The sequence below is a fragment of the Mesorhizobium sp. M0060 genome (assembly GCF_040323155.1).
Lineage (GTDB): Bacteria > Pseudomonadota > Alphaproteobacteria > Rhizobiales > Rhizobiaceae > Mesorhizobium.
Genome location: NZ_JAMYUP010000082.1, coordinates 1 through 21,808, shown reverse-complemented (window position 1 = coordinate 21,808; position 21,808 = coordinate 1). Strand labels below are relative to the sequence as shown.

Annotated in this window: 16 protein-coding genes and 6 pseudogenes; 9 read left to right on the top strand and 13 right to left on the bottom strand. The window is 60.9% G+C overall.

Translation table 11 applies throughout. The features are described from left to right. The first annotated feature begins 277 nt into the window (after positions 1-277). From NKJ94_RS34130 to NKJ94_RS34120, 3 genes are all read left to right on the top strand, one after another. Complete coding sequence (locus NKJ94_RS34130; RefSeq protein ID WP_352531784.1) at positions 278-1,480, top strand: adenylate/guanylate cyclase domain-containing protein; 1,203 nt, start codon at positions 278-280, stop codon at positions 1,478-1,480. A gap of 50 nt (positions 1,481-1,530) precedes the next feature. Next, positions 1,531-3,672, top strand: a complete 2,142-nt coding sequence (locus NKJ94_RS34125) for an ATP-binding protein (protein ID WP_352531782.1) — start codon at positions 1,531-1,533, stop codon at positions 3,670-3,672. 345 nt (positions 3,673-4,017) lie between these two features. Beyond that, positions 4,018-5,946 (top strand): adenylate/guanylate cyclase domain-containing protein, encoded by a 1,929-nt coding sequence (locus NKJ94_RS34120; RefSeq protein WP_352531780.1) that lies wholly within the window; start codon positions 4,018-4,020, stop codon positions 5,944-5,946. Positions 5,947-6,199: 253 nt separating this feature from the next. Here the strand turns inward: NKJ94_RS34120 and NKJ94_RS34115 are convergent, their stop codons facing one another. Together NKJ94_RS34115 and NKJ94_RS34110 are read right to left on the bottom strand one after the other, a co-directional pair. After that, positions 6,200-6,835, bottom strand: coding sequence for a recombinase family protein (locus tag NKJ94_RS34115; protein WP_352531778.1), 636 nt, complete (start codon positions 6,833-6,835; stop codon positions 6,200-6,202). A 470-nt stretch (positions 6,836-7,305) separates the two neighbouring features. Next, positions 7,306-7,599, bottom strand: a pseudogene (locus tag NKJ94_RS34110) (phytochelatin synthase family protein); the annotation flags it as partial. A 645-nt stretch (positions 7,600-8,244) separates the two neighbouring features. Between NKJ94_RS34110 and NKJ94_RS34105 the strand changes: the two are divergent. Both NKJ94_RS34105 and NKJ94_RS34100 read left to right on the top strand, forming a co-directional pair. Continuing rightward, a complete protein-coding gene (locus tag NKJ94_RS34105) occupies positions 8,245-8,856 on the top strand; it encodes an ankyrin repeat domain-containing protein (protein WP_352531776.1) in 612 nt (203 codons plus the stop codon). 25 nt (positions 8,857-8,881) lie between these two features. Beyond that, the gene (locus NKJ94_RS34100) at positions 8,882-9,322 is read left to right on the top strand and encodes a YHS domain-containing (seleno)protein (RefSeq protein WP_352531774.1); all 441 of its coding nucleotides are present in this window, start codon (positions 8,882-8,884) and stop codon (positions 9,320-9,322) included. A gap of 6 nt (positions 9,323-9,328) precedes the next feature. On the opposite strand, the gene NKJ94_RS34095 is transcribed toward NKJ94_RS34100, so the two are convergent. Continuing rightward, positions 9,329-11,545: an adenylate/guanylate cyclase domain-containing protein gene (locus NKJ94_RS34095; protein WP_352531772.1), complete on the bottom strand. Its 2,217-nt coding sequence runs from the start codon at positions 11,543-11,545 to the stop codon at positions 9,329-9,331. Between the two features lie 735 nt (positions 11,546-12,280). Continuing rightward, positions 12,281-12,454 (bottom strand): hypothetical protein, encoded by a 174-nt coding sequence (locus NKJ94_RS34090; protein WP_352531770.1) that lies wholly within the window; start codon positions 12,452-12,454, stop codon positions 12,281-12,283. 63 nt (positions 12,455-12,517) lie between these two features. On the opposite strand from NKJ94_RS34090, the pseudogene NKJ94_RS34085 reads away from it, so the two are divergent. Further along, positions 12,518-13,243, top strand: a pseudogene (locus tag NKJ94_RS34085) (NADP-dependent oxidoreductase); the annotation flags it as partial. Positions 13,244-13,444: 201 nt separating this feature from the next. Next, positions 13,445-14,149: a gamma-glutamylcyclotransferase gene (locus NKJ94_RS34080; RefSeq protein WP_352531768.1), complete on the top strand. Its 705-nt coding sequence runs from the start codon at positions 13,445-13,447 to the stop codon at positions 14,147-14,149. A 306-nt stretch (positions 14,150-14,455) separates the two neighbouring features. On the opposite strand, the gene NKJ94_RS34075 is transcribed toward NKJ94_RS34080, so the two are convergent. From NKJ94_RS34075 to NKJ94_RS34050, 5 genes and pseudogenes are all read right to left on the bottom strand, one after another. Continuing rightward, positions 14,456-14,674 carry a recombinase family protein gene (locus NKJ94_RS34075; RefSeq protein WP_502900747.1) on the bottom strand — a complete coding sequence of 73 codons (219 nt, stop codon included), beginning with the start codon at positions 14,672-14,674 and terminating at the stop codon, positions 14,456-14,458. A 352-nt stretch (positions 14,675-15,026) separates the two neighbouring features. Beyond that, on the bottom strand, positions 15,027-15,305 hold the full coding sequence (locus tag NKJ94_RS34070; RefSeq protein ID WP_352531766.1) for a hypothetical protein: 279 nt from the start codon (positions 15,303-15,305) through the stop codon (positions 15,027-15,029). A gap of 7 nt (positions 15,306-15,312) precedes the next feature. Further along, complete coding sequence (locus NKJ94_RS34065; protein WP_352531786.1) at positions 15,313-15,531, bottom strand: DNA ligase-like domain-containing protein; 219 nt, start codon at positions 15,529-15,531, stop codon at positions 15,313-15,315. A gap of 538 nt (positions 15,532-16,069) precedes the next feature. Then, a pseudogene (locus NKJ94_RS37710) lies at positions 16,070-16,465 on the bottom strand (DUF4062 domain-containing protein); the annotation flags it as partial. A 261-nt stretch (positions 16,466-16,726) separates the two neighbouring features. Continuing rightward, positions 16,727-17,398, bottom strand: a complete 672-nt coding sequence (locus NKJ94_RS34050; protein ID WP_029356805.1) for a Crp/Fnr family transcriptional regulator — start codon at positions 17,396-17,398, stop codon at positions 16,727-16,729. 224 nt (positions 17,399-17,622) lie between these two features. Here NKJ94_RS34050 and NKJ94_RS34045 point away from each other — a divergent pair, with 224 nt between their 5' ends. After that, positions 17,623-17,784: a hypothetical protein gene (locus NKJ94_RS34045; RefSeq protein ID WP_167522729.1), complete on the top strand. Its 162-nt coding sequence runs from the start codon at positions 17,623-17,625 to the stop codon at positions 17,782-17,784. 780 nt (positions 17,785-18,564) lie between these two features. Here NKJ94_RS34045 and NKJ94_RS34035 read toward each other — a convergent pair. The 4 genes and pseudogenes from NKJ94_RS34035 to NKJ94_RS34020 form a co-directional block, all read right to left on the bottom strand. Beyond that, positions 18,565-19,032: a GNAT family N-acetyltransferase gene (locus NKJ94_RS34035; RefSeq protein ID WP_352531760.1), complete on the bottom strand. Its 468-nt coding sequence runs from the start codon at positions 19,030-19,032 to the stop codon at positions 18,565-18,567. Between the two features lie 71 nt (positions 19,033-19,103). Then, positions 19,104-19,523 (bottom strand): annotated as a pseudogene (locus NKJ94_RS34030) (RES family NAD+ phosphorylase); the annotation flags it as partial. A gap of 176 nt (positions 19,524-19,699) precedes the next feature. Then, positions 19,700-20,386, bottom strand: coding sequence for an XRE family transcriptional regulator (locus NKJ94_RS34025; RefSeq protein ID WP_352531758.1), 687 nt, complete (start codon positions 20,384-20,386; stop codon positions 19,700-19,702). Between the two features lie 92 nt (positions 20,387-20,478). Beyond that, a pseudogene (locus NKJ94_RS34020) lies at positions 20,479-20,573 on the bottom strand (helix-turn-helix domain-containing protein); the annotation flags it as partial. 333 nt (positions 20,574-20,906) lie between these two features. Between NKJ94_RS34020 and NKJ94_RS34015 the strand changes: the two are divergent. After that, a pseudogene (locus NKJ94_RS34015) lies at positions 20,907-21,713 on the top strand (ABC transporter ATP-binding protein); the annotation flags it as partial. Positions 21,714-21,808: the final 95 nt, after the last annotated feature.

The window sequence follows — 21,808 nt, the reverse complement described above, 5'->3', positions numbered from 1 at the left end:
GTCTCCTATGCATGAGGCTCTGCGCCGGCCAGCCGGCTTAACCCTCGTACCGTTGCATATCGGATGACGGGCCGCCCTCAGGCCCAGCAATCATAGGGACTAGATCATTCAATCCGGCGGTTAGGATCAACTTCAGCGACCATCCTCCCGGCGCTTTGTCAAGTGCTCAAGACGTGATCGAAACGACCGCAGTATCCTGAGTTTTTGTCGCTCGCTCGGCAGCATATTGAGGTAGACTGAAACAACTTGCCGTGACGATTCCGATGGGGGGAGACCCATGGATGTTGGCAGCTGGCTGCGCAGCTTGGGACTTGGTCAATACGCTGCTGCCTTTGAAGACAACGCGGTCGACGCTGAAACCTTGCGCGAGTTGACTGCCGAAGATCTCAAGGAGCTCGGCGTCAGCCTCGTCGGCCATCGGCGCAAGCTGCTTGCGGCGATTGCCACCCACGCGGACAGACCTGTCTCGAGCGGCAACTACACCCAGTCGGAGAATCCCGACCGGGGTAAGGGCACCGATGGCGACGTGGCTGAGCGTCGCCAATTGACAGTCATGTTTTGCGATCTGGTCGGATCAACGACGCTTTCGGCGGAGCTCGATCCGGAGGATCTCCGCCAGGTGATTGGCGACTACCAAGCCGCCGTGACTGAGGAAGTCACCAAACTCGGCGGTTTCGTCGCCAAGTACATGGGCGACGGCGTTCTTGTATATTTCGGCTATCCGCACGCGCACGAGGAAGATGCCGAACGGGCACTGCGGGCCGGTCTCGCCCTCGTGGAGCGGATCGGCCGTCTTAAATGGCGAGAGACTAGGCTCTCAGCGCGAGTCGGTATAGCAACCGGTATAGTAGTCGTAGGCGATCTGATCGGCCACGGCAGCGCACAGGAGCGAGGGGTGGTGGGTGAGACGCCCAACCTGTCCGCCCGCCTCCAGGCAATGGCCAGGCCCGGAGGCGTCCTGAGCGACGATACGACGCGAAGGCTCGTTGGCGAGCTTTTCGAGTGGCGTGATCTCGGTGCTGTTGAGGTCAAGGGCCTTCCGACCCCTGTACGGGCGTGGGAAGTGGCTGGGCTGAGCACGATCAACAGTCGCTTCGAGGCACTGCACGCGACGCGGCTCACTCCAATGATAGGGCGCGACGAGGAACTCGGCCTATTGCGGCGCCGCTGGGAGCGTGCCAAGGCCGGCGAAGGACAGGTCGTGCTTGTCTCCGGCGAAGCGGGTATTGGCAAGTCCCGCCTCATCGCTGCAATACAGGATAACGTCGGCGACGATCCGCTTACGACCTTGCGCTACTTCTGTTCACCGCATCACCGCGACAGCATGCTGTATCCCTTCATCGCGCAATTGGAGCGTTGGGCAGACTTTGCGCGGGATGACCGTCCGGCGGCCAGGCTCGATAAGCTGAAGAATTCGGTCGGCGCCTTCCCGCGGCACCGCCTGACACGCTCTCCCTCCTGGCCGACCTCCTCGGCATAGCCGATGAGAGCATCGCGCCGGTCACGGCCGATCCGCCGCGCAAGCGCGAGATGATGCTCTCGCTATGGCCTCGGCTGTTCGAGGCGCTGACAAGGGATCGACCGCTGCTCGTCCTCTTCGAGGATGCGCATTGGACGGATGCGACATCGCTTGAGGTGCTCGATCGCGCGGTGTCGCAAATCGCTCGCCTTCCTGCCCTGCTCGTCGTGACATTTCGGCCTGAGTTTCAACCCTCGTGGATTGGCCAGCCTGCCGTTTCAGCGACCTCCCTCTCGAGGCTGCTGCCCCACCACACGAGCGCACTCATCGCAGGGGTCACACGCGGCAAGCCATTGCCTCCTGAGATTCTGGGCCACATCGTTCACCGTACCGACGGAGTACCGCTGTTCGCTGAGGAACTGACCTCCATGCTTGTCGAGAGCGGGATGCTTCGAGAGGAGGAGGAACAGTTCGTTCTCGATCAGCCGCTCCCGGCGTTGGCGATTCCCGCCAGCCTGCAGGCTTCACTCATGGCCCGTCTCGACCGCCTCGCTCCGGTGAAAGAGATCGCGCAGATTGGCGCCGCGATCGGCCGCGAGTTTTCCTACGAACTGCTTGCCGCAGTTGCGCGCCGTACAGATGCTCAACTGACCGGTGCACTCGACCAGCTCACCGAGGCAGGCCTCGTATTTCGTCGCGGGACGCCTCCGAACGCCAGCTACATCTTCAAGCATGCCCTTGTGCAGGACGCCGCCTACAACACGCTCCTGCGCGCCCGGCGGCGGGATCTGCACGCCAGAATCGGCCATGTGCTCGAGGCAGGCTTCCCTGAAATCGTAACTTCACAGCCCGAACTTCTTGCCCACCACTTCGCAGAGGCAGGCCTCGACGACGCTGCGATAGATTACTGGCGCAAGGGTGGCGAGCGTGCCCTTGAGCGCTCTGCAAATGCAGAAGCGGCCGCGCATCTCGAGCGAGCGATCCGCCAGCTCGTTACGTTGCCGGAAAGTAAAGAGCGCAACCGTCGCGAATTACCACTACAAATGGCGCTCGGCTCGACGACGAGGGCTCTGAAAGGACACGCGGCTGACGAGACTTTGAAGGTCTACAACCGCGCACGCGCGCTCCTGGACGAGACCGTCCCCGCAAAGCAACAAATGGCAGTGCTGTATGGCGCTTGGACCGTGCCCGCGGTCCGTGGCGACTGGGTGTCCGCGCTGGAGATTGCCAGGCAATCGCTCGCGCTGGCGCAAAGCGATGACGACCCCGAAGCTGCTGCCTTCGCAAGCCGCATGAACGGAATCGCGCTTTGGTTGACAGGATCCTTAGAGGAGGCCGTGCCGCATCTCGAGCGAGCAGTCAGGCTCTATGCGCCAGGATCAGGCAACGTCACGGACCTTCGCTACTCACAGGACCATGCCGTCTGGGCCCTCTCGGTCCTGGCTTTGGTGCTGTGGTCGCTTGGCCATCCCGACCGGGCAACTGAAGCAGCGGTGCGCTCGCTGGAATGGGCGAGAGCGATCAACCATGGAATGACAACCGGGTTCTCCCTCAGCTTTGGCTCTGTGCTTTGGGGTTTCTTCCAGGAGGGGCCGCGGCCAGGCGGCGCCGACGCCGATGAGGCCCTCGAGTTCTGCATGGAGCACGACCTCAGATCATACATCTCATGGGGACAATTCTACTGCGGCCTGGCGCAAGTGCGCCATGGAGAACACCACAACGGACTCGAACTGATGCGTGCCGGGATGTCCGGCATGGACAAGATCAACTTTCGGATCCTTTGGACGGCCCATCTCGGCCACCTCGCCTGGGCGCTTGCGTCGGCAGGTAAAGTCGGGGAGGCGATGGACGTACTCTCGAAGGCACTCCGGGCCGTCGACCAGTACGGCGAGAAAGCGTACGAGGTGGAGCTTCACCGCCTCCGCGGCGACTTGCTCTGGCAAAGGGGCGCAGTCAAGGAAGCAGAGATCGAGTTCTGCAGAGCGGTTGAGATCGCGCGGGCTCAAAAGGCGAAGTCGTGGGAGCTCCGCGCCGCCACAAGCCTTGCACGGCTACACGCCGAGCGAGGACATAGGGCTCAGGCCCTCGAAGTCCTCTCGCCGGTCCAATCTTGGTTTATCGAGGACTTCGACACAGCCGATCTACGGGCCGCCAGGACACTTCTCCAAACATTGGAGCTAGACGCTGAAGTTTCAATCCACCGGGTTCGGTGACGCAGATTTATGGAGTCTTCTCGGGTATGAGCAAAGATCGCAAGCGCTCACCTGAGGGTGCGCCGACAACCGCATAGTCCGAGCGCCAACGTTGCTCATTTGGCTTGCCCTTGGCGAAGGTCCCGTTTGGGGCCGGCTTCGGCTGTTCAGCCGTGGCCAGCAAGTGGCAGTTTGTGGCGCGTCCTCCCGGTTCAGGAACGGGAAAATCTGACCCGTTGAAGACGTTCATCCGCACCCGGTCGAAAGTCAGGAACGGCTGACGAGCGGTCATTCACCGCGCGGCCAACGGCGCGTTCTGGCTCCGACGCTTCCATGGGTGTAGGGTTGTGCCATAAAGAGGCGCATATGGCGGTTCCCCCTCTCAATCGGAAGCTGCTGGCGATCCTGGCGGCCGATATGGTTGGCTACTCGAAGGCGATGGAGGCTGATGAGGCCGGCACCATCGCGCGACTGAAGGCCATGCGCGCTGAGTTGATTGATCCCACCATCTCCCAGCGCCATGGCCGCGTCGTCAAGCTGATGGGCGATGGCGCGCTTGTCGCCTTCGACAGCGTGGTCGATGCGGTGATCTGCGCGGCCGAAATTCAAAAAGCTGTGGCCGTTCGCAATGGTGGATTGCCGGAGCATGAGCGGATTGTGTTCCGCATCGGGATAAATCTTGGCGATGTGGCGCTGGTTGATGGCGATGTGTATGGCGACGGCGTCAATATCGCCGCTCGCATAGAGCAGCTTGCCGAGCCGGGCGGGGTAATGGTGTCAGGTACGGCCTACGACCATTTGCAGGGCAAGCTTGATTGGCCACTCGATTTCGTTGGCGAGCAGCAGGTCAAGAATATCAACCGCCCCGTGCGGATGTACCGGCTGAGGCTCGATGGCAAGCGGGCGCGCTGGACCTTTCGCAAGGCGATGCCGCGCTGGACCAGGACGGCTGCGGCGGCCCTCGTGGTGCTGGCTCTGGCGGGTGGAGGGACCTGGTGGTTCTTTCAGCCCGCGCCACTGGGGGCCAAGCCGTCGGTCGCGGTGCTGCCCTTCAATAATTATGGCGGCGACGAGGCCACCGGGCGTTTGGCCGATGGCTTGACTGAGGATATCATCACCGACCTCGCGCGGTTTCCCGAACTTGAGGTCGTGGCCCGGAATTCGACGGAAGTTTACAAAGGCAAGCCGGTGGATGCCCGCCAGGTAGCAAGTGCGCTCCATGTCGGCTTCGTACTGGAAGGCTCTATCCAGCGGCAAAATGGGCGGGTGCGGGTCACCGCGCAGTTGATCGATGCACAAACCGGCAACCATCTTTGGTCGGATCGTTGGGACCGGCCCGCTGAGGACGTTTTCGCCGTCCAGACCGAGATCGCAGAGCAAGTCACCAACCGTCTGGGCGGCGGCGTAGGGTTGATTCAGGCGGCCGGGCGGGCCGCGGCCAAACGTAAACGACCTGAAAACCTGAATGCTTATGATTATTATCTGCTCGGGACCGAGAAGATTGAAAAGATCACCATAGCGGATGAGGAGGAGGCCATCGCGCTTCTCAACCGCGCCGTTGAGCTGGACCCCGGGCTGGCCCGCGCCTGGGTAGAACTTTATCATGCTCATGGTATATTGGCTGGCTTCGGTATCAATCCCGAGAGCGAGATCAAGGCGGCTGCCGATGTGGCCGAACGCGCGGTGCGGCTCGATCCAAGTGACGCTGAGGCACACGCCGTGTTTGGTATGAGCCTCAGCCAGAAGGGCGACAACGCCCGCGCCAAGGCTGAGCTGGACACGGCCCTTCGTCTTGCTCCTGGTTCGTCCGAAATCCTGACATTCTATACCGGCTATGCGGCACGCTTCAATGAACCCGAACGCGGCGCTCAGATGGTCGACCAAGTAATGCGGCTCGACCCGAACTACCCGATGTGGACGTCCAACTTCTTCGCCCCTGCCTATTTTATGGCCGGCCGATATGAGGACGCGTTGAAGATGCTGGAGCGCATGACGCCTAACAACTACGACAAGTGGAAGTGGGTGGTGCTTAGCAGCTCCCTTGCGGCTCTGGGTCGAATGGATGAGGCGAATGCTTCGGTTAGGGAAACTCTCAAGCAGTACCCGGACCTGACCGTCGAGAGCATGATTAATGAAGTCGGCTTGAGCACTAAAGAGCGCAGCCGGTTTATTGAAACAATGCCGCTCGCCGGCTTTCCGGCTTGCGCCAAGCCCGAGGCGCTGGCGAAACTCGCCAAACCTGTGCGATTGTCGGAATGCGAGGCGGGGGAGGCAAAGCCTCTCGGGCAGCCATAGAACACCCCTGTGCAAAGAAAGGCGAGGGCCGCTGCTCGCCAGCGCGCGAACGGCGCGCGTTGCCAGGAACGACCGCTGTGCATCGAAAGCGACAGTTCACTGGCCAAACGATGAATGGCGGCAAGTGGCGCTTCTTTCTCGTTCCGATTGAGGGAAGCTGCGGAAGAAAACCACCTCTCGCGACCTTCCCTTGTCGCGAAAACTCCCGATCAAAGCGACGGTTTTGCAACTGACTTTTGCACAGTCGCAGAACTCAACTTTTGCGACAACTCCCGCTTTCCTTCTGATGTCGAGCCCAGACGCGCTTCACCTGCGCTTCGCTGCAGCCGGTCAGCTTCGCCGTCCTGCTGATACTGTTGCCGCCAGACCGGAAGACAATAATGCGTTCGTGTGTCACCAGGTCAGCTTGGCGTCCGGCATATTTCCCGCCCGCCTTTGCCAATTCGATGCCTTGCCTCTGGCGTTCGCGACGATCCTCGAAGTCGTCTCGAGCCATTTGCAGGGCGAGCTTCAGCAACATTTCCTGAATGGACTCGAGCACGATCTTGGCAACGCCGTCAGCGCTGGCCGCGATGTCGCTAAGATCCACCACACCAGGTACGGCAAGACGAGCACCCTTATTCCGAATTGTTTCGATCAGCTTTTCAGCTTCAGGCAAAGGCAGACGACTGATGCGGTCTATCTTCTCGGCAACGACAACCTCCCCCGGCTGAAGGTCCGCGATTGGACGAAGCAGCTCCGGCCGGTCGGCGCGAGCGCCGGATGCCTTCTCGCGGTAGACGCCGGCGATGTAGTACCCGGCATCCCTCGCCTCAGCGATGATCGATTCCTGGCGATCGAGATCCTGCCCTTGCGTACTGACCCGCAGATAAACACGAGCAACGTGCATGTCCCCCTCCTGCTCGGCTCATTTAGATTACCTCAATGCGCTCTGGCTCAGAATTCCGGGCAAGCGGATAGCCCCATAGGCTGGGTCAGAAATGCGCCGCAGCAACCGCCATGGTTGCGGGGGTCGCGAAACTGCCTATTGTGGGACGGTGCAAAAAGCAGACGCAAAACCGTCGCTTTGATCCGGACTTTTGCGAAAACCAGGCGGCCGGAATCAACGCACCTTACTCGTTCCAGTGGACGAGGCGAACAGCAACAAACCATCCATCTCGGCCATTGGCGGCAGCCAGTTGGTAGAGTTTGACCCTAGAACGCCAGCGTGTGAGACCACCGCCGCCGGGGCGAGCGCATGCCGGGTCGGCACCCACCGGGTTCATCGGCGGGCGGGGGCGGGATGGTTTGTGGGGCCCCGCATCAATGCGCGTGACCCCTCGCTCACAGACCGGATGATCGCGTTGAAGGCGGTGATCACTATTGAACAGAAGCCGCCGATACCAGGACGAAGCCGCGGGTCTTGTTCTCGTTGTCGGAGTCCTGGGTGTTCATGGCATCGAAAAGCTCAGATGTCTTCACCCACACTGGAGGGTATTTATACCGTGCGACATCAAGGATGAGGAAGCGGTCTGATTTCCCATCATAGGCTGCTAGCGGCGAGATATGGCCGCCCTTCTCCTGTCCGATTGCCTTGCGGAGGTAGTTGACGATCACGAAATGGTTCGACTGGCCGAGATGGGAACTCGCCAGCTTGCGGAACTCGTCGACTGAGCTGTCGGCGGCACTGCCCCATGAACGAAGTGCTTAGACATGGCAACGTCTCCGCTGGGTGATCGTGCCACTATACCAGAAGGACGGGCGTGTATCACCATCCCCGTTCAGGGTCGAAGGTCGGGTTCGAGAGGAGGGGCCGTATCAGGCGCGCCCGGCCGACAACTTCGTTCAAAGTTCGGGATCTCCTCCTGGCCGGCTGCTCTCGCCGCCAAAACCATCCAAATCGCTCTGAACGACCGAGTTCGACCCTTTTGGCGGTCGTTCAGTTGCGAGCGTCGCATGACGCGATCTGACCCAATCCGGACCTCGCGTGTTGAGACATCAACGTCGCGTGCCGTGCCATAGCAGACCGTCGGCTTAGCCAGAGCAGCATTCGAGTCGAGTGGATCGCGCCCGTGACGTGGGTTAGGTGACGGCTCGATCGCTGTGCTCTCGGGCACAGGCCGGGCAGATCAGCGCGCCGCGGCTGGCAGGCTGATGAAGGGATCATCGCTCAAAGGTGAGATGGTTCCAGCGTCCTGGTTCTGCGAGGCGATGGCCTGCATCACTGGTACAGCTGTGAACGGAACCCCAGCTCCGCAGCGCCGGGCTGGACCAGGAAACGGTCAGCGTGCTAGTATTGTTCATTCAGCAGGAAGCGATATGCTCAGACCACTGTCTGCGGTGGCGTTCTGGTTCGGATTGACGGCGACAGCCGCGATGGCCGGATCCCTTCATGATGCGGCGCAATCCGGTGATGAAACGGCACTCAAGGCCCTGCTCGATGGCGGCGCGGCCATCGACGAGAAAAACCCCACCGGTGAGACCGCGCTGGTCGTAGCCTGCCTCGCCAGCCGGCCGGAAGCCGTCGCCTTTCTGATCAAACGCGGTGCCGATGTCGTGGCAAGGAACAACCGGGGAATGACGGCTTTGCACGGCGCATCCTATGCGGGGTGCGCGGAATGTGTGCGGCAGCTGCTGGTGGCCGGGGCTTCGCCTAGCGATGCTGAGAACCGATTCAAGACGACGCCATTCATCGTCGCCGCCGAAGAAAACCATCCGGACATACTGGCGATGCTGCTGGCGGCCGGTGCGGATTCGGAAGCAACCGAGCGGCACGGCTTTACGGCGTTAACCCGGGCCGGATTCAAGGCGCGGAAGGAGACAATCGCCTTCCTGCTGGCGCGCGGTGGCCGTTGCCAGCCGGCGAAGGTAGCGGGTGGGTGGAGTGGGGAGTGCCTGAAGCTGGCGGCCGAAACGGCGCGTCTACCTTAAGTCTCCAAATGAAAGGACGAGCACCATGAAACGCCTCGGATTGACGTGTCTCTGCATCGCTGCCGTCTGGACCATGCCGGCGCTGGCCGGCGAGGTCAACACCGGCTACTTCGGCAGCGTCGCCATCGAGGGCTACGACACGGTTGCCTACTTCACCGAAAAACGGGCGGTGAAGGGCTCTGAGAAGTTCCAATCGGAATGGCTCGGCGCCACCTGGCAGTTCTCCAGCGACGAAAACCGGAAGTTGTTCGATGCCAGCCCGATGGACTACGCGCCGCAATATGGCGGCCTGTGCAGCGAGGGCGTCGCCTTTAACGAGATGACGGTCAACATCGAGCCGGAGGTCTGGCAGATCATCGACGGCAAGCTCTATCTTTCCGCCGGCGCGGGCTTCGAGGACCTTGCCGCCAACCGGCCCAAGGCGGACACTAACTGGCCGGCCGTGCATGCCGAGCTGCAGAAATAGAACGCGCTATTTGACAGAGAAATAGCGAAGCGTGTCGGGCAGAACCAGCGCGTAGTCCAGGCCGGCGCTCTTGTCCGCATAGACCGCGCCGCAGTGCCAGTGCCCGCGGAAGCTCGCCTCGAATTGCAGACAGAACTGGTCGTTCTCGATTCGCGCCAGCCCGGTCAGAAAGGTGTTGGCGCCGCGATAGGCGACACGGTAGTCTTTGGTGACCTGCAGAAAGAATGGTACTTTTTCGCTGCGTCGGATGGCCGTAACTCCCTGCCAGCCACGACCTACGGCCAAAGCAGTCAGGGCTTCGCCACGAACGCGAACCTGCTCGTTGCCCCGGTAGCCGAGAGGCCATTCGGGAATGCCGGCCTCGGCGAGTAAGGAGAGGTAGCGTGCGAGATCGGAGGGATTGCGAAAAAAGCCAGTGTAGAGAATGCGAATGGCGGCCAAGTTGCCGAATGGTAAATTTGTCAAGAAGGCAGCGAGCTCCCGCGCCTCGTCGGTTCGGCCGAGCGCGGCATAGGTGGCAGCCAGATATTCATGGGTGTTTTCCGAGGTCGGCCAGGCAGCCATAACCGTCTCGAGCTCGGCCCGTGCCAAATCGTATTTCCCAGCCAGCGTGTGCACGATTCCCGCAACCTGAAGAAAGCCGGGCGGCGGTTTCGGGTTCAAGCGCATCGCCTGGGCAAAGGTGTCCACCGCTTCGTCGAGTTCGCCGGAATAGGCCAGCACCATGGCGAGGTTCGCCTTGGCCTCGGCATCGCCGGGATTGAGCGCGACTGCGCGTCGCACCGAGGCGATGGCATCGTCATGGCGGCCGTCGGCCAGTTGGAAGGTGGCAAGCGCCGCGAAGGCCCGCGCATTGTTGGGATCGAGCTCCAGTGCCTTGCCGGCGGCCTCATAGGCGCGCTTGCGGGCGACTGTCGCTGAGAGGATCTGGTCCCCCACGGCCCGCCAGATTTCCGCTAATGCCCGCGCATAGCCGGCATAGGCATCGGCGAATGAAGGATCGAGTGCGATCGCCTTGTCGTAGGCGGCCAAGGCCCGGGCTTGCGTCGTGGCGTCGACGACATAATAGCTTTGCGCTTCGGCGCGCAGAAACCAATCGTAGGCCTCGAGGTTAGCGGTCGGAATGCGCGTCAGCCCAGCCGCTTCCGCGGAGGTGAGCTCCACCGCAAGCGCCGCCACGATCTCGTTGATCACCTCGTCCTGCACGGTGAAGATGTCCTCGAGGCGCCTATCGAACTGCTTGGCCCAGATTTGCTGGGCGGTCTCGGCTTCCACCAGGTTGGCGCTGATGCGCAAGTGGTCCTGGGACTTGCGCACGCTGCCTTCGAGGACGTAGCGAACGCCCAATTCGCCGGCGACCGTCTGGGGGCTGACGGTCTTTCCCTTGTAGGGTAGCACCGAGCCGCGGGCGATGACGAAGAGGCCGGAAAGGCCGGTGAGCTGGGTGATGAGACCGTCGCTCAGGCCGTCGGCGAAGTAGTCCTGGTCGGAATCGCCGCTGACATTGGCGAAGGGCAGGACGGCGATCGACCGCTTGCCGGCGCCTGCCGGATCGGTGGCATCAGGTCGCGGCGCGCCGCTCAGCCAGAGGGCCGCCACGGCCAACCCGACGAACGCGAGCAGCGCCGCGGCGATTGCCGGTAGGGCGAACTTCGGTTTGCGACCTGGGGCCGCTCGGGTGCCGGCCGCCACGCCGTCAAGCGTCACCCGGAAGGCGCGGATCGGCCGGGCGATGTTCTTGACCTCGATTTCGCCCATGTCGACGAACCTGACAGGCAAGCGATCGCGCACCTCGTTGCGCACGGAACGATGCACGCAGATGCCGCCGGGCTCCGCCAGCGCCTGCAGGCGCGCGGCTACATTGACGCCGTCGCCGAACACATCACCACGATCGGCGATGACGTCGCCCAGGTGCACGCCGATGCGAAACGCGAGCTTGCGGGCACCGGGGCTGGCCGCGGCGCGCGCCGCCATATCGCCTTGAATGGCGAGCGCGCAGCGCATCGCCTCCACTACGCTGGGAAATTCGGCGAGGAAGCCATCGCCCATGCGCTTGAAGATGCGCCCCTGGTGCTGCGCCGTTTGGGGAGACAGAACCTCCTCGTCCACGGCCCTGAGATCTCGCAGAGTTCCTTCCTCGTCCTCCCCCATCAGCCGCGAATAGCCGGCGATGTCGGCGGCTAGGATCGCGGCGAGCCGCCGTTCCAATTTGTCTTCGGCCATTGCGATGGACGTTCGAGAGTTTCTGCCGATTTTTCGCTACACTTGCGGCGAACGCTGCGTCATTCCGATATTTACCATGATAGGCCCATCCAAAGCCATCTCCATCCCAGCAGTCTCGAATGAGTTCCGTTGTTGGCCATCAGCAATACGATTCACTAGTTTTCTACCTGAAGCCAACGTACCGCCCTTTTCCCGGCTGGTTCGCGAAATACTCTTCCATCCGCCTTCCGGCCGAACTCGACCGCATGTTACAAGACGGGTAACTGGTCAAATGGGTGGGCTGCCTCCCGCAAGATGATCGAGCTTGGTGGCCAGCAGAGCACGTTTCTGCCGGTGTAGACCTCTATAACTAACCAAGCTGCCGTCAGCGACCGCGCTATAGCGACCAGTTCAGCACCGCCTCAAAATCATCGCGGCAACTTGAACGTCGCCCTTACAGGCGAAATTGGCCGTTCGGCAGTCACCCAATCAATGACAAGTCATGGCGCGGTCCGCTGGTTCAAAAACCTGAGCCACATAAAGCCCGAGGTGAGCGTTGAAAGGCCGACTCGGGTGGAAACCGGAAGTTCGACGCGAACCCAACAGAGAGCTCGCCGGCTGTTCACGGCTGCTCTACTCGCTCAGTCCTCGGACAAGCCGGCCAGAGAACTATCCTTCCAGAAGCGACGCGGGATCAAGGGACGTCGCCTCGCCGGACGTGACGCGCAGGAGAGGGCATCTTTGCAGCCGCGACGATCACTCCGGCACGCCGGAGATGCCCAGCGCCTCGACGTAACGCTCGGCGAACACCTTGTCCAGCCACGGGTTGATCTGTCTCTGCAGAGTGAGCGTGTAGGTCGGGAACGCCTCCATCAGCCGCCGCGTCGCCGCCTGCGCCTCGTCCAGCCGGTTGAGTTTGACCAGCGCCATGATCACCACCCGGTGCGAGGAGCCGTAGTTCGGCATCTCGTGCAGCGCGCGTTCTCCCCTTTCTGGGAAACATTCACTGTCTCAAGCGGCACGGGATTGCGGAAGGTTGACCTGGATGTTGGGTCCATTTCGACGGCCCTCGGCGTCCTCGGAATGCCAGGCCAGACAGCGTATACCGGAATGCTCAATATCGGCCGGCCGAAACAGGGCGAAACATTTGTGGTTGCAGCGGCCAGCGGGCCGGTCGGCTCATTGGTCGGCCAGATCGGGAAATTGCACGGCTGCCGGGTGGTTGGCGTTGCCGGCGGCGCTGAGAAATGCCGCTATGTCAGGGAAGAACTCGGCTTTGACGTCGCGCTGGACCATCATGCTGCCGACCTCGCGGAGCAGTTGCGCTCCGCCTGCCCGGACGGCATCGATATCTATTTCGAGAACGTTGGCGGGCATGTTTGGAATGCCGTGTTTCCACTTCTCAATGATTTTGCCCGCATCCCCGTCTGTGGCTTGGTTGCCCACTACAGTGATGTAGGACCTCCGGCTGGTCCAGACCGTCTGGTTGCGTTCATGAGAGCAGTGCTGACGAAGCGATGGACGGTCCAAGGCTTTATCGTTTCTGATTTCGACGCGCAGATCGACGACTTCCGCAGGGACGTTTCGGCCTGGCTCCAAGCGGGTAAGGTCAAATATCGTGAGGACATTGTCGAGGGACTCGCGAACGCGCCGATGGCCTTCATCGGTCTTCTCAAGGGCCGCAATTTCGGTAAGCTGTTGGTCAGGGTTTCACAGTGAGTAGAAAAGCGTCTCCCAAACCTAGATTGCCGAAACCACATGGAATCGTTCGAGGGCGAATATGCGGGGCGCTTTGCTGTCATCGGTGAAGGGGCAAAGATGACGCATTCACGCCGTGCATCGGTTCGTACCTTGCAACGCCCGTAGCATCTGCCAAGGATACGCGATCTTGATCCGATGGAGCACGGGATGCCGAGCCAAATGAGAAAGCTGACCTTGACCGCGGACCACGTCGCGCGGGTCCACAAGGTCGTTCACGACCAGGGGTTGACGCCAGGTGCCGAGCTACACACCGATGCCGACTACGACAGCTGGGTCGAGCAAATGATCCGAACTCATCCGGCCCCGAAAGCACCGACCCGCCTGTTCGCCTACGGCTCCTTGATCTGGAAGCCGGAGATCGAGCATATCGGTGAGCAGGGAGGCCTCGCTCGTGGGTGGCATCGCGCTTTCTGCTTTCGCATGACCCGTTTTCGGGGCACGCCGGAGCAGCCAGGCCTTATGATGGCCCTCGATCGTGGGGGGCAATGCAGCGGCGTCCTGTACGACCTGCCAAAGGACAACCTCGAACGCCAATTCGGCAAACTCTTTCGACGCGAATTCACCTACAAGCCGGCCAACAGCATGCCCCGGTGGATCACGGTGGCGACCGCTTCCGGGCCTATCTCGGCCTTGGCCTTTGTGATGAACCGCGCGTCACCTCTCTATGCCGGTCGTCAGTCGCTTGAAGCCGTTGCCGATGTCCTGGCCCTGGCCTGCGGTCATTGGGGAAGCGGGGCCGAATACCTGTTCAATACAGTTTCTCACCTCGAAGCCAAAGGCATACATGACAGCAGCCTCTGGCGGCTTCAACGCCTTGTGGCGGAGTTGATAGAGCGAAACCCGGCGGAGCGGAACGTTCTTTGAGCCAACGGAGCGGTCGCTTCAAGCATCCGCAGTTGGCGCTTCTTTCTCCTCCGATCGAGGAAGCTACAAAGAAATCCACCTCTCGCGACCTTCCCTTGTCGCGAAAACTCCCGATCAAAGCGACGGTTTTGCAACTGTCTTTTGCACAGTCGCAGAACTCAATTTTTGTTACGACATTTCCTGCTTCCCGCTTTCCTTCTGATGTCGAACCCAGACGCGCTTCACCTGCGCTTCGCTGCAGCCGGTCAGCTTCGCCGTCCTGCTGATACTGTTGCCGCCAGACCGGAAGACAATAATGCGTTCGTGTCAGCTTGGCGTCCGGCATATTCCCGCCCGCTCCCCCGGCTGAAGGTCCGCGATTAGACGAAGCAGCTCCGGCCGGTCGGCGCGAGCGCCGGATGCCTTCTCGCGGTAGACGCCGGCGATGTAGTACCCGGCATCCCTCGCCTCAGCGATGATCGATTCCTGGCGATCAAGATCCTGCCATTGCGTACTGACCCGCAGATAAACACGAGCAATGTGCATATCCCCCTCCCGCTCGGCTCATTTAGATATACCTCATTGCGCTCTGGCTCAGAATTCGGACAAGCGGATAGCCCCATAGCCTGGGTCAGAAATACGCCGCAGCAACCGCCATGGTTGCGGTGGTCGCGAAACTGCCTATTGTGGGACGGTGCAAAAATCAGACGCAAAACAGCGCTTTAATCCGGGACTTTGCGAAAACCAGGCCGCCGGAATCGACGCTAAGCGGAAGCTCGCTTGCTCCGGGTCAATTCACCGCCATGACCCTGAGCTGCCCTTCAGTCCAGTCTCGCCGTTGCCCGCAATTAACCCATCTCGGCCATTCGCGGCATAGCCAGAATGACTGAGTTTTACCCTAGTCTTCCTCCCGAAAATCCTGCAGCGAGGCATGGCGCAGATTCTCCTCGCCGCGGAGATGCTTCACGCGGCCGATCAGCCCCGGCTTGACCCATTGCGTCGCCGGCCGTTTCATCCCGTTTGGCGCAGGCCCAGAATGCTCCTGTACGCGCTCCCAGAGGCGTTCCCGCATCTCCCGGTTCAAGGTGATAAAGGCGCTCCCGACATAGCGTCCTGTGCCACGCTCGGCCATTAGGGCGAAAGCCGGCTTTCCGGGTTCACGCTCGACGCCGAGCAACTCGTATTCATCGATGCTGTAAGCCTTGGAGCCAAGCCGTCGAATTGCCGCTCCGGTATTTGCTGTCCTTGCGCCTCGACACCATGCCTTCGAGCCCCGCCTGGTCTATCAGGTGGAAGATCGCCTTAGCCTCGCCGGGAAGCGCCTGGCTGAATTGGATACGGCCACCGTCCGGGATCATCTCGGCAAGGATCTCGCGGCGGTCCTCCAGCGCCATGTCGCGCAGGTCGTGACCATTGAGATGCAGAAGATCGAAGGCGACGAATAGAGGTCGTGCTGGCGTCGAGTGATGGCTTTCCGCAAGGCTCCGAAGTCAGACAGGCCAGTCTCGTACGACGATCTCACCGTCGATGATGGCGCTTTCCACGTCCAGTTCAGCGGCGGCCTTTGCGAGGGCGATGCCGATGGCGAAACTGTCCGAAGGCGACACGATCACGATGACTGGCGAGGTGACGCTTGTTCACGATGACGGGACCGTCACGGTTCGGCTTCACGGCTACGACGTTCCGGTGACGACGCGCGGGGAACGCCTCGCCGAAATACCGGACCTCTCCACCGCGTCCGCCCTCGGCAATCGCGACAGCATGCTTGGCTTTCGACACATCGACACCGACGTAAAAAACGTTATTTTGCTCCATGGCCCGTCCTTTCTTCGCTTGGGGCTCGGCTGGGCACTCCCGAGCAACCCCCGTTTGCTTAACAGCTGCGAAGACTAAGGGCGGACCGCCGCTCAGACCACGGTCATAACGTCTAATAGCCATCGCAACCTTACCCGCCAAATCGTCCTTGTTGCGCCAATATTTGACGAGCTTCTTTTCATACAGCTTTCGGAATCTCTCGAGTTTGGCCTTTTTCTCGAACTCGACCTTTTCCGCGGCCCACGTCTTGCGAGCACCGCCTTCGAGCAAAAACGCCACGGTAGGCACGCCTTGGGCGACCGCGTACTCGTACTCCATCTGGGTGTAGCTCTTACCCTTCAACTCTGAGCCGTACCGCTCTGCTACGATGAGTACGTAGTAGTCGCTGTCATCGATGCGCCGCTTAATGTAATCCCATTGAGTGTCGTCGCTGGCTTGGAATGCCTCCCATCCCCACAGGAATATGCCCGAGGTTAAGAACGGCCTCGATGACCGACCGTCTTTCGTCCACCAAATCGGCATAGGTCGAGCTGACGAAGATTTGGTATTTAACGTCCATGCGGCTTCACCCTTCGATCCGCCCTTGTAAGTCTGCAAGCAGGCTGGGGATAACGTTCCGTGCCCGCATCAAGAAGCCGAGTCATGATTCTTGCAAGGGGTGAAGCGATCAAAACCCGACCCGCGGGCTGGCACGCTAGGTTGCCCGGTTTGCCGGAAGGAATAATCACTTGCGGCCGAGGAGTATGAAACGTGCGGTGCCCCCCGCCGCAGCGACAGCCTTCGCTATTCCTTCTTGTCGACCAGCGCCCGTAGTGCCGAGACGTCATGCAGCAATAACCTGCTGCCGCGCTTTTCGATCAGGCCTCTCTTCGCGAGGTCGCTCATTTCGCGCGAGACCGCTTCCCTGTGCGTGCTCATCGTTGCCGCCAGCTCGGAATGCGTCGGTGCCGGGCTTATGGACACCTCGCCATCCACGAGTGCGGCTTTCTCCGCCCGATGCAGGAGCTCGACGATCAGCCGTTTTCGCACGACCAGAGTGCTGTATTCGAATACCCGCTCGGTCATGCGCCGGAGCTGGGCAGACAGATGCTCAAGCAGCATCCAGGCAAAAGTCGGGTGGGTCATCACGATATCCCGGAATGCTGTGCCGGACAGCCGTGCAGCGCGGGTTGCCTCCAGCGCGACTACGCTGGCAGAGCGTGCAATCCCGTCAATGCCTCCGAGCTCCCCGAAAATGTCACCCGGTTCGACATCGCGATACGCTATCTCCCTGCCGTCCGCTGAAACCAGTGTCACGCGAGCCCGTCCTTCCAGCAGGAAGAAGACATCGCGACCAGTGTCGCCGTGGGAAATGATTAGCTCGTTGTGTCGATAGCTGCGCTCGTGCCACCGTTTGGTCAGCGCGGCGAGGTCGGCATCGCAAAGTCTTGAGATGAAGGCCAGAGAGCCTGTCACAACGGTCTCTTGTTCAATCAAGTGTACTTCACCTTACTCCCTATCCAAGGAAATTTGATGGCCGCAGGCCCCGCTTTCCGGGATGCAAACTGGGAGCGGATTTCGCCAATGTTCTCCCCGGTGTGGGAATTCCCACAGCCGAGCCTGGTTCGACTGTCATATCCTTGTTGCAACGTCAGGCCCGCCGGCTCGTGTGCAAGCCGGCGAAGGGAAAGGGAACAGTCATGAAATTCTTGGCTCCCGTCACAAAACTTGCTGCGGGGTTTCGCAAATTCGTCGCGCCGCGCTACCGCCCGGAGCTTTATTACATGCGTGGCCCGGGGCCAGCCACCGCCCGCCGTATGGGCACGCCGCGGCAAAACCAATCCATCGACCACTACGCCTAACTTGCCTCGCGGACGGCTGACGCTCTCGCCCGGAGTGCCGTTCACGCCGTTCCGTACCGGTCAATTCAGATCAATGAAGGGACGATCTGATCATGGTTATAATTCATGCTGCCGCCATTGGTCCATTTCGCATGTGTTTACGCCTCCGCGCCGAGCGAAAAGCTCTCTTGTCGGCAACGGACCAGTTGAGCCGTTTACCCGATGACGTTCTTGGCGACATCGGCATCTCACGTGACGAAATCATGTGCGCTTTGCGAAGCCGCGCCATCCGTCATGCGGAGGCAGGCGCGGCCGGCACGACGATCGAGCGCACCAGGATCGCTTGGGCCTCGATCCCGAAACGGTTGGCCGCCGGCAGTGGCTACGCCTCGGCCGAGATCCCCTTTGGCTGGTCCACGAGCGCGCGATCGAGCCTTACATCGCGGCTTCGACAAGCAGCGGCGCGCGGACGGGATCTTCGAACGGCACTACACCTGCGACCCCAAGGACTGAATGTTGACCGACGGGAGCTGGGGAGGATCTCAAAATGATCATGTCAGTTGTTAAGTCCCTCGCGCCTGTGACGCTCGGCACCGTGCTGATCGCAATCAGTCCGGCTTCATTGTCGGCTTCTGACGCTCAGGACCTCGCGTTCGCTCACGCTGACATGCAATCAAACAGCTGAAAGACGTCTATTTGGATTGCGAGCGGGGAGGCCGCCGGTGCGCTGGGGACGGAAGACGTGATGTACTGTTCGATGCGCGAGTTCCGACTAGGCGCGAGATAGCAGTTTGCGCATAATCAACGATGCATGGCCTTCTGCACCGTGCGACGCGGCCCTGCGATCGACCACTTCGAACCATGTTTGCGGTAAAAGGCCATTGCCCGGTCGTTTCCCTCGAGCACTTCGAGTGCGATGCTCGGGATGCCGGAATGGGCGGCAAAGACAGCGTGCAATATATTAGCGGCTAGCCCGGTGCCGTACTCGCTTTGATCGATGTGGAGCCGGTCAAGCATGACGTCGCCGGCTTCATTCATCTTAGCCATCGCGTAGCCGGCAATCGAGCCGTCTGGCCGTTCTGCCACGAACGACATTTTGTTGGTGTCTGTCAGTTCCGCCGCAATCCGCTGCAGCGTGTGATCTTCATCCGAAATCCGGGCCGCGGTCTCGGCACCCATGATTGGCGAGTACGTCCTGCGCCAAGACTCTCCAATGAGCAGCGATACCGACGGCACGTCCTGCTCAGTCATGGCTCTGATTTGCGTCATCGATAACGTCCCCTGATTTCCTATTGCAGCCCCGAACCGGACGGACAGCTACCGGCCCCAACACCGGTCGTTCACACCAACCCCACCCTGAAATCCTCCAGAACCTGAGCCAGCCCTCGCGCGCCGAGAAGGGTCATAACACGCTTCGCCTGAAGCTTCGGTACCGCGCGATCGTAAATGGCAAGACTGGTCGCCTCATTGAGGCGCGACGGATAAATGATCCCGTCGGGCTCAGATGGGTGCTCGTGAAAGGCCAGTGACCACCGGCGTGCCAGGTTCTGGCGCTGTGCCCGAACGATATCGGTCGGCACACCCATCCGAACGGCATTGTCGCCTCTGAGGTCGACCAGGCGTAGGTCTGTCGTGGTCGCGATCTCCGCATAGCGCCGTCGGATCAGCTCCACCTCCTCTATTTGAAGATCGTCGACAAGCCCTTCGCGGCGGTCGCGGAGCACGGTCTCTAGGAAGCACACCTTCAGGGAGTCGCCGAGGTAGAGAACGCCGAAGCGGTTGGCAGAAACACGACGCCGCGGATCGCTGAACCGGCTCGGTGGCTTCCCTTACCCCAATGGATCAGGATAGGTGCTCCAGTAGATGCGACCGAACGTCTGGTCTCGATCTCGAGCTTTGCGCGCGCGAAATCGGATGGAGGTGGAACGCCGGGCATTCAGTCGAAATCGCCCCTGGCCGTGCCTTCGGCCGCGGCCAAAACCGAGGCGTCATCGCCTTGTTGAAGGGCTCGAAGGCCGGTCCGCCCATCGAGGGCGCCATGGCGCGACACCAGAAACCGATAGACGGCCCAGGCGTTATTGCCCAACATGGCGTGCAGCGCCGGCAAAGCGCCGAAGGGACGACCGTCCTTGTCGAGTTGCCAGACAGGAAAGCGGAAACCGCGTTTGGCGCCATCGATCCAGAGCACCTGACCGCTTTGCCGCCTGGCGTTGACCGTCACCCGCGACGTGCCGAGCAGCTTGGCAAAGGCATCCGCGCTCAGCATGTCCTCCCCGGCGACAATTTCGGCGACACGCTTGCGGCCACGCGCGCGCGATTCGTCAAGTGCCGCCTCGAGTTCGGCATCGGGCTTGCACGTGTCCTCGACGGGAAAGGTATCGTCCGAAGCGATCGGTTGCTCCTCGACCGGTGTGATCGTCTGCACATCGGCCGCCGAATCGACCTCTACCCGGAACGATACGCGGTGGCCGATCTTGCGGCTGCGTGCGATCGCTTCCTGATAGCGTTCAAGTAATACCTTCTTGAAGTCTGCCTGTGCCGGAAGCTTTGTGGTGAACCTCAAGGTGGCGACTCCCGCGTGCGATGCGGTCCCGCCATGATTGCTGCGTTTTGGAGCGGCCATGGTGAGAACCTCCTGCTGACCAATACGGTTGCAGAGCGCAAGTTCGTCAAGTTCGATAATTTCGTAAAGTTATAGCGAATTGCTGTGGAATAAACAATTCCCCATGCGCGAAACCTCCCCTGCCCGTCATCTCGCGCAGCCCGAGCTCGCCGACCAGGTTGAGCGCGCCTTGTTTTGTCACCTTTAACCTGTCCTGGATCATGCGGGTGAGCTGACTTTCGCGTTGTGGCCGCGTCGCCGGACAGCCGATGCCGGACCGCCTTGGTTATGGAAAGGGTTGATTTTCGAGGGAGCGCAATGCATATTTCGCCCCGCCGCAGGCGTCCGAACGGGGAGAGTACGATGAGAGCGTCCATGTCCAACAAGAAAGGAGATCACAAACAGGACATGAAGCGTAATGCAAACACGACTGCGAAGCGCCGCCCTGCAAGGAGGCACGTCCCGTAGCGACCGGAAACCCTGGCTGCCGAGTGCAGCGAATATCGGCCCAACGGCTGAAATCGATTCAACAGATAAGCCGATTCCCAGAACGCGACCTACGCGCAGCAAGCCGTATTCGCGTGCCAGGAAGTTCCTGTCCTATTACAGGCCGCATCTGCCGCTGCTGGCGGCCGATCTCGCCTGCGCGCTGCTGGTTTCGGTGACAGCGCTCTTCCTGCCTCTCTGCGCCAGCTACGTCACCAAGCATCTGGTCCAGCTTCCCGACGCACCGGAAGCCCTCAATCAGATCTATTTGATGGGCGGGGCCATGCTAGCCCTGGTGGCGGTGGAACTGCTCGGCAGCCTGTTCGTCGACTATCAGGGCCACGTCATGGGCGCGAAGATCGAGAGCGAGCTGCGTAAGGAGCTGTTCGAACACTGCCAAAAGCTCGCGTTCAGCTTTTACGATCGCCAGCGGGTCGGCCAGTTGATGAGCCGCATGACCAACGACTCGTTTTCGTTAGGCGAGCTCTTCCATCACGCACCTGAGGATATGGCGATCGCGGTTTTCAAATTCGCGGGCGCAATCCTCCTCCTGGCCTATATCGACCTGCCGCTCACCTTGCTTATTCTCGGGGCTACGCCCTTTGCAGTGCTCTACGCGTTGCATTTCAACCGCCGCATGAACCGGGCGCTAAGGCTCAGCAAGGAGCGGATCGCGGCGGTCAATGAACACATCGAGGATTCGCTCGCCGGTATCCGCGTTGTCCAGTCCTTTGCCAATGAGGAACTCGAGATCAGCCGCTTCGACGAGGAGAATGCCCGTTTTCTTCAGAGCCGCAGGGAAGGCGACAGGAGCGAGGCCTTCTTCTCGGTCGGGAACACGACCTTCGCACAGCTTATCAGTAAGCGCTCATTTCCCCGCACGTCGACGGCCCTTGCAACAGCTGATCGCTTTCAGACGGACGCGTCCGAGCGGATCAGGCTGCAGCGGTTTTGAGG